7 protein-coding genes, 1 tRNA gene and 1 rRNA gene are annotated in these 6643 nt (G+C 41.2%); 8 read left to right on the plus strand and 1 reads right to left on the minus strand.

Annotated features, from left to right (window positions below; translation table 11 throughout):
• Positions 1-192 precede the first annotated feature (192 nt).
• Positions 193-1200: a type I glyceraldehyde-3-phosphate dehydrogenase gene (gap, locus tag O3652_RS09660; protein WP_371590381.1), complete on the plus strand. Its 1008-nt coding sequence runs from the start codon at positions 193-195 to the stop codon at positions 1198-1200.
• A gap of 75 nt (positions 1201-1275) precedes the next feature.
• Here the strand turns inward: gap and O3652_RS09665 are convergent, their stop codons facing one another.
• Entirely contained in the window at positions 1276-2151 is an 876-nt protein-coding gene (locus O3652_RS09665; protein ID WP_001160826.1) for an RluA family pseudouridine synthase, read from the minus strand.
• Positions 2152-2237: 86 nt separating this feature from the next.
• Between O3652_RS09665 and pbp2a the strand changes: the two genes are divergently transcribed.
• The 7 genes from pbp2a to O3652_RS09700 all read left to right on the plus strand — a co-directional run.
• A complete protein-coding gene (gene pbp2a, locus O3652_RS09670) occupies positions 2238-4433 on the plus strand; it encodes a penicillin-binding protein PBP2A (protein ID WP_371590382.1) in 2196 nt (731 codons plus the stop codon).
• A gap of 52 nt (positions 4434-4485) precedes the next feature.
• A complete protein-coding gene (rpmG, locus tag O3652_RS09675) occupies positions 4486-4638 on the plus strand; it encodes a 50S ribosomal protein L33 (RefSeq protein WP_125413629.1) in 153 nt (50 codons plus the stop codon).
• 9 nt (positions 4639-4647) lie between these two features.
• Entirely contained in the window at positions 4648-4824 is a 177-nt protein-coding gene (gene secE, locus O3652_RS09680) for a preprotein translocase subunit SecE (RefSeq protein ID WP_000505776.1), read from the plus strand.
• Positions 4825-4881: 57 nt separating this feature from the next.
• Positions 4882-5418: a transcription termination/antitermination protein NusG gene (gene nusG / locus O3652_RS09685; protein WP_000376732.1), complete on the plus strand. Its 537-nt coding sequence runs from the start codon at positions 4882-4884 to the stop codon at positions 5416-5418.
• 120 nt (positions 5419-5538) lie between these two features.
• Positions 5539-6012: a hypothetical protein gene (locus O3652_RS09690; RefSeq protein ID WP_045591891.1), complete on the plus strand. Its 474-nt coding sequence runs from the start codon at positions 5539-5541 to the stop codon at positions 6010-6012.
• Between the two features lie 63 nt (positions 6013-6075).
• Positions 6076-6147 (plus strand) — tRNA-Glu (locus O3652_RS09695).
• Positions 6148-6378: 231 nt separating this feature from the next.
• Positions 6379-6643, plus strand: a 16S ribosomal RNA gene (locus O3652_RS09700); the annotation flags it as partial.

A 6643-nucleotide genomic window follows, 5' to 3' on the forward strand; every position in this document is an offset into this window, starting at 1 on the left:
CTTTGAAAATAAAAAAATGGATGAATAAAAAGGGGGAGAAAAAGTAGAAAAGGGGGAGAGAAAATCAACGCCCGTACTTGCAATTAAACTCAAATAGTTATATAATAGGTTTGTTGAAAGGTGATTTGTAGTGATTCAAGTTACTCTTTTCACAATAAAATTTTCATGATTTTCATAAGGAGGAAATCACTAATGGTAGTTAAAGTTGGTATTAACGGTTTCGGCCGTATCGGTCGTCTTGCTTTCCGCCGTATCCAAAACGTAGAAGGTGTTGAAGTTACTCGCATCAACGACCTTACAGATCCAGTTATGCTTGCACACTTGTTGAAATACGACACAACTCAAGGTCGTTTCGACGGTACTGTAGAAGTTAAAGAAGGTGGATTCGAAGTTAACGGTAAATTCGTTAAAGTTTCTGCTGAACGTGATCCAGAACAAATCGACTGGGCTACTGACGGTGTAGAAATCGTTCTTGAAGCAACTGGTTTCTTTGCTAAGAAAGATGCAGCTGAAAAACACCTTAAAGGTGGAGCTAAGAAAGTTGTTATCACTGCTCCTGGTGGAAACGAAGTTAAAACAGTTGTATTTAACACTAACCACGATGTTCTTGACGGTACTGAAACAGTTATCTCAGGTGCTTCATGTACTACAAACTGCTTGGCTCCAATGGCTAAAGCTCTTCAAGACAACTTCGGTGTTGTAGAAGGATTGATGACTACTATCCATGCTTACACTGGTGACCAAATGATCCTTGACGGACCACACCGTGGTGGTGACCTTCGCCGTGCTCGCGCTGGTGCTGCAAACATCGTTCCTAACTCAACTGGTGCTGCTAAAGCTATCGGTCTTGTAATCCCAGAATTGAACGGTAAACTTGACGGATCTGCACAACGCGTTCCAACTCCAACTGGATCAGTTACTGAATTGGTAGCAGTTCTTGAAAAGAACGTTACTGTTGATGAAGTAAACGCAGCTATGAAAGCAGCTTCAAACGAATCATACGGTTACACAGAAGATCCAATCGTATCTTCAGATATCGTAGGTATGTCTTACGGTTCATTGTTTGACGCAACTCAAACTAAAGTTCTTGACGTTGATGGTAAACAATTGGTTAAAGTTGTATCATGGTACGACAACGAAATGTCATACACTGCACAACTTGTACGTACTCTTGAATACTTTGCAAAAATCGCTAAATAATTCTTGAGTCGATAAAAGCAAGGCCTTCCGGTCTTGCTTTTTCTATTTTTAGATAAAACAAAATGGATGATAGTGTCATCCATTTTGTTTTAATTCTGTTTCGAAAGTATCCGAGAGGGCAGTAAAACTCAATTGTTCTAAGGTGAGTGGATGGGTAAAGGAAAGTCGAAAGGCGTGGAGCATAAGCCGATTTGTCTTTGATTTACTATTATAGAGAGGATCGCCTAGGATAGGGTGCTTATGGTGAGAAAGGTGAACACGGATTTGATGCGTTCGACCGGTCTTTAGTTTGCAACGGACAAGGGTAGTCTGATTTGGAAATTGCTTTAGTCGGCTTACCTGGGTTTCGGCATGTTGCCCCTTTTTGGGATCTACCACTCGTTTTCTGCGATCGTGTCGATCACGACCAATTTTATCTCGGAAGATAAGTTCTTTGTTCCCCACTTGCCCCTTTACGAGTGCCCAGTACTCGCGAGCAATTTCCTTCTTCTCCAACAAACGATTGAGAATGGGTAGGATAAAAGGATTTTTAGCAAAAAGCACTAAACCGCTTGTTTCCATATCCAGGCGATGAACGACATAGCAGGTTTGACCAATGTAGGCAGAGACATGGTTGAGAAGGGCAATTTCATCAGGTTGATTTCCATGAGTTTTCATTCCCTCTGGCTTGTTAACGATAATGAGATGTTGGTCTTGATAAACCTCTTGAACGAGGTCTGGATTTCCCCAAAGGATTTCTTTTTTGGGATAATCTTCCTCGTCAAAAGTCAACTGGCAAACGTCTCCTGGTTTGACCATCTCGTTCCAGTGAACTTCTTTGTGGTTAATTAAGATGTTCTTTTTTGTTCTCAAGAAATGGCGGATCTTTCTAGGGATGAGGAGTTGTTCCTCTAGGAATTGTTTGACCGTCATTTGAGGCAAGGATTCGGGTAATGTAAATGTGAATTGCATACAGATATTGTAACAAAAAAAGCCCTATTTGGATAGGGAATAGCTAAATTCTTGAGTTCCTATGGTGAAGATGATAAAATAAACGCATGAAATTAGATAAATTATTTGAGAAGTTTCTTTCTCTCTTTAAAAAAGAAACGAGTGAATCAGCAGAGTCTGATTCTACTAGTATGCGTCGTTCTCGGAGCGATAGAAAAAAACTAGGCCATGTAGGTCCGATTCGGAAATTTTGGCGTCGTTACCATCTGACAAAAATCGTCATCATTTTAGGGTTAAGTGCAGGTTTGCTAGTAGGAACCTACCTATTTGCCATAGCCAAATCTACCAATGTTAATGATTTGCAAAATGCCTTGAAAACACGAACTCTGATTTTTGACCGCGAAGAAAAAGAGGCAGGCGCCCTATCAGGTCAAAAGGGAACCTATGTTGAACTGACAGATATCAGTAAAGACTTGCAGAATGCTGTCGTCGCGACAGAGGACCGTTCCTTTTATAAAAATGATGGGATTAACTACGGTCGTTTCTTTCTAGCCATCCTTACAGCGGGTCGTTCTGGAGGGGGGTCTACCATCACTCAACAGTTGGCGAAAAATGCCTATCTTTCTCAGGACCAAACCGTTGAACGGAAGGCCAAGGAGTTTTTCCTTGCCTTAGAGTTGACAAAGAAATACAGCAAGGAGCAAATCCTTACTATGTACCTCAATAACGCCTACTTTGGAAATGGGGTATGGGGTGTTGAAGATGCAAGTAAGAAATATTTCGGTGTATCAGCTTCACAGCTAACGCTTGATCAGGCGGCCACTCTAGCAGGGATGCTCAAGGGACCAGAATTGTATAATCCATTAAATTCTGTTGAAACTTCGACCAACCGTAGGGATACTGTATTACAAAATATGGTTGCAGCGGGCTATATTGATAAAAATCAAGAGACCGAAGCGGCTGGAGTAGATATGGCTTCTCAACTGCAAGATAAGTATGAAGGCAAAGTTTCGGATTATCGTTACCCGTCCTATTTTGATGCAGTTGTCAACGAAGCGGTTTCCAAGTACAATCTCACAGAAGAAGAGATTGTCAACAACGGCTATCGAATCTACACAGAGCTTGACCAAAACTACCAAGCAAACATGCAGGTTATTTACGAAAACACTGCGCTATTTCCAACGGCAGAAGACGGAACGCATGCTGAATCAGGTAGTGTTGCTCTAGAGCCTAAAACGGGTGGAGTGCGTGGAGTTGTTGGTCGCGTAGCTGGTGATGACAAGCCAGGCTTCCGCAATTTTAACTATGCCACTCAGTCTAAGCGTAGCCCAGGCTCAACCATTAAACCTTTAGTTGTTTATACACCCGCAGTAGAAGCAGGATGGGCCTTGAACAAGCAACTGGATAATCATACGATGCAGTACAACAGTTATCAAGTAGACAACTATGCGGGTATTAAGACATCTCCAGAAGTACCTATGTATCAGGCCTTGGCGGAATCACTCAACCTACCGGCAGTTGCGACTGTAAATGAATTAGGTATTGACAAAGCTTTTGACGCTGGGGAGAGATTTGGTCTGAATATGGAAAAAGTTGACCGAGTTCTTGGAGTTGCTCTTGGTGGAGGTGTGGAGACGAATCCTCTCCAGATGGCGCAAGCCTATGCAGCCTTTGCTAATGGAGGTCTGATGCCTGAAGCACATTTCATCACTCGTATCGAAAATGCCAGTGGGCAAGTCATCAAGAGTCATAAAAACTCCCAAAAACGAGTGATTGATAAGTCTGTAGCTGATAAAATGACCAGCATGATGCTAGGAACATTTACCAATGGTACAGGAATTAGTTCGTCACCAGCGGATTACGTTATGGCTGGTAAAACAGGTACGACTGAAGCTGTTTTCAACCCAGAATATACCAGTGACCAGTGGGTGATTGGCTATACTCCAGATGTTGTAATCAGCCACTGGCTCGGCTTCCCAACAACAGATGAGAACCATTATCTAGCAGGTTCGACTTCTAATGGCGCTGCCCATGTCTTTAGAAGTATGGCTAATACCATCTTGCCTTATACTCCTGGTAGCACCTTTACAGTTGAGAATGCTTATAAACAAAATGGTATTGAACCAGAAAATACGAAAAAGCAAACCGTTGAAAATGAGACAAACCAGTCTGAGGACCCGATAGGAGATATTCGTAGTCGTGCACAAAATCTTGTAGATGAAGCAGGACGTGCGATTTCAGAAGCTAAGATAAAAGAAAAAGCTCAGACGATATGGGACTCAATCCTTAATCTATTTCGTTAAGAGGCTTGTCAAAGCCTAGGTTTCTTGTTATAATAGATAAGATGGAGGCGTTATGGCACTAAAAAAATCAAGCCTAGCTTGTGCAGTTTGTGGTTCAAGGAATTACTCAATCAAAATTAGTGGGAACCCCAAGCCAACACGACTAGAAGTAAATAAATTTTGTAAACATTGTGGAAAATATACGACACATAGAGAAACGAGATAGGAGAGAACGATGGGTTTTATTAAGGATATTTTTAAACTTCTTAAAGAAACAACTTGGCCAACTCGCAAAGAAAGCTGGAGAGATTTTCGCTCTATTATGGAATACACAGCCTTCTTTGTGGTCATCATTTACATTTTTGACCAGTTGATTGTTTCAGGTTTGATTCGATTTATTAACATTTTTTAGAAGAAAAGTGGAGAATTTCTGCTAGCTTTCTTCTATATATGTATGAAAGGAAATATCATGGATAGTTTTGACAAGGGATGGTTTGTTCTACAAACTTATTCTGGCTATGAAAATAAGGTAAAAGAAAATCTATTGCAACGTGCACAAACTTATAACATGTTGGATAATATTCTACGCGTTGAGATTCCAACACAAACCGTGCAAGTTGAGAAAAATGGAAAGAAAAAGGAAGTTGAAGAGAATCGCTTTCCGGGTTATGTCCTTGTAGAAATGGTCATGACAGATGAAGCATGGTTCGTCGTTCGAAACACACCTAACGTAACAGGATTCGTCGGCTCACACGGTAACAGATCAAAACCAACTCCACTATTGGAACAAGAAATCCGTGATATTCTGGTTTCAATGGGACAAACTGTTCAAGAGTTTGATATTGATGTTGAAGTTGGCCAGACAGTCCGCATTATTGATGGCGCTTTTGCAGACTACACAGGTAAAATTACTGAAATTGATAACAACAAAGTGAAGATGATTATCTCTATGTTTGGTAATGATACGATTGCAGAAGTGAATCTCAACCAAATTGCAGAATTATAACCCCAGAGAGGCTTTGCCTCTCTTTTTATGTGCTGTTGAGGGAGGAAGAAGTATAAAATAGAGGAAGTAGACCCAGGGGCTCGCGCATTTTGCTAAACTAAATGCAGAAAGGAGAGGTCTATGAATCTAAAAGACTTATATGAAGAAAGCAAGGGAATCGTCCATAAGTGTCGCAAAGATTATCATTTGCATCTGTGGGAGAAAGAGGACTGGGATCAGGAAGGCATGTTATGTCTGTATGAGCTGGTGAGTCGCAACCCAGAGTTACTAGAGGGGGAGCGCCATCAACTATATGTTTGCTTTAAAACAAAATTTAGAAATCGTATTCTAGATTACATCCGTAAACAGGAAAGCCACAAGCGCCGTTTTGACAAAGAACCCTATGAAGAGGTGAGTGAGATCAGCCATCGTCTAGGAGAAAAAGGACTCAGGCTGGACGATTATTATCTCTTTCACGAACTTCTAAAGAATTACAAATCAAAACAGAGTATGGAAAAACAAGAATTAATAGACCGTCTCATGGGAGGGGAAGTCTTTAGAGGACGGAAAGCTCTCCTGAGAGAACTTTCCCTTATCTTTTCAGAATTTCGATAAAGAGGAAAAAAGTCCTTGACAAAGGTAAAAAAGTAGGTATAATAGAAAGAGTTGAAAAGCTCAGGTCCGTTGGTCAAGGGGTTAAGACACCGCCTTTTCACGGCGGTAACACGGGTTCGAATCCCGTACGGACTATGGTGTATTGTGGTTAGAAAAAACTTGAAAAAAGTTTAAAAAATCTGTTGACAGAGACAGATGGCTGTGATATACTAATATAGTTGTCGCTTGAGAGAGATTGAGTGACAAAGACCTTTGAAAACTGAACAAGACGAACCAATGTGCAGGGCACTATAACTGAGGTTATAGTACTGAACAATGAAAAAACAATAAATCTGTCAGTGACAGAAATGAGTGAGAACTCAAACTTTTAATGAGAGTTTGATCCTGGCTCAGGACGAACGCTGGCGGCGTGCCTAATACATGCAAGTAGAACGCTGAAGGAGGAGCTTGCTTCTCTGGATGAGTTGCGAACGGGTGAGTAACGCGTAGGTAACCTGCCTGGTAGCGGGGGATAACTATTGGAAACGATAGCTAATACCGCATAAGAGTAGATGTTGCATGACATTTGCTTAAAAGGTGCAATTGCATCACTACCAGATGGACCTGCGTTGTATTAGCTAGTTGGTGAGGT

Source organism: Streptococcus sp. 27098_8_23, from assembly GCF_041432195.1.
Lineage (GTDB): Bacteria > Bacillota > Bacilli > Lactobacillales > Streptococcaceae > Streptococcus.